Below are 1,429 nucleotides of genomic sequence, written 5' to 3'. Positions count from 1 at the left end.
GGAGTCGGTGGACCTTGATGCCATCCGGAGGGAGACAGAGGAGATGGGTCTATCCCGAAGGTCCATGTTCGTCGGACTAGCCACGATGGCCATGATGGCGTCCGCAACCCCCGCTATGGCCGCTGAACCGGTTGGTGAGATCCGTAGTGCGGGAGGCGCTACGGCGGTAGCCGACAGCTACATCGTGGTCTTCAAGGACAGTGCGGTTGGCCGTGGTGCGGTCGAGCGGTCGGCTGATCGCTTGGTGGACCGGCATGGTGGCCAGGTAGCCCGGACGTACACCGCGGCCCTCCGCGGAGCCGAACTGCGGGTGGACGCTGGTGCCGCCGCTCGGATCGCGGCCGACCCAGCGGTGGCCTACGTCGAGCAGAACCACGAGGTGTCGATCGCTGACACCCAGAACAACCCGCCGTCCTGGGGCCTGGACCGGGTTGACCAGCGGGATTTGCCGCTGGACAACTCCTACACCTACCCGAACACTGCCAGTGACGTGACTGTCTACATCCTCGACACCGGTATCCGTACCACTCACCAGGACTTCGGTGGTAGGGCTACCTGGGGCACCAACACCGCCGACAGTAATGACACCGACTGTAATGGGCACGGCACGCACGTCGCCGGTACCGTCGGTGGCACGGCACACGGCATCGCCAAGGAGACGAACCTGGTGGCGGTGAAGGTGCTGAACTGCGCGGGCAGCGGTTCCTTCGCCGGGGTTGTGGCCGGTGTTGACTGGGTGACCGCGAATGCGGTCCAGCCGGCGGTGGCGAANATGAGTCTTGGTGGCGGTGCGAACAGNGCGTTGGACGCCGCGGTGACCAACTCGATCAACTCCGGTGTCACCTACGCGCTGGCGGCGGGTAACAGCAGCGCCAACGCCTGTAACTACTCACCGGCCCGCACCCCGGCTGCGCTTACCGTCGGGAATACGACCAGCACCGATGACAGGTCCTCTCGCTCCAACTACGGCCCCTGTCTGGACATCTTCGCGCCGGGCTCGTCCATCACCGCGCCCTGGATCAACAGTGACACCAGCACAAACACGATCAGCGGCACGTCGATGGCGTCGCCGCACGTCGCGGGTGCCGCGGCGCTGGTCCTGTCGGCCAACCCGTCGTACACCCCGCAGCAGATTCGGGACGCGCTGGTCGACAACGCCACCGACGGCGCGATTGGCTCGCCGGGCAGTGGCTCGCCGAACAAGCTTCTCTACGTCGGTGACGGCGGCACCACGCCGCCGCCTCCGCCGCCGGGCTGCTCCGGCACCAACGACACCGACGTGGCGATTCCGGACGCCGGTTCCGCGGTGACCAGCTCGATCGCCATCGCCGGCTGCGACCGGGACGCCTCCGCCTCCTCGACCGTGGCGGTGGACATCCCCCACACCTGGCGGGGCGACCTCGTCATCGACCTGATCGCGCCGGACGGC

The 1,429-nt window shown here is 67.2% G+C and carries 1 protein-coding gene; it reads left to right on the top strand.

The genetic code is table 11. The features are described 5' to 3' along the window. Nucleotides 1-43: 43 nt before the first annotated feature. Nucleotides 44-1,429: S8 family serine peptidase (locus SALPAC3_RS0113715; RefSeq protein WP_026185542.1), on the top strand; the 1,386-nt coding region annotated here is incomplete at its 3' end.

Origin of the sequence: Salinispora pacifica DSM 45544 (assembly GCF_000378845.1) — a bacterium.
In the GTDB taxonomy this organism is placed as follows: Bacteria; Actinomycetota; Actinomycetes; order Mycobacteriales; family Micromonosporaceae; genus Micromonospora; species Micromonospora pacifica.
This window is presented reverse-complemented; position numbering and strand designations above follow the sequence as displayed.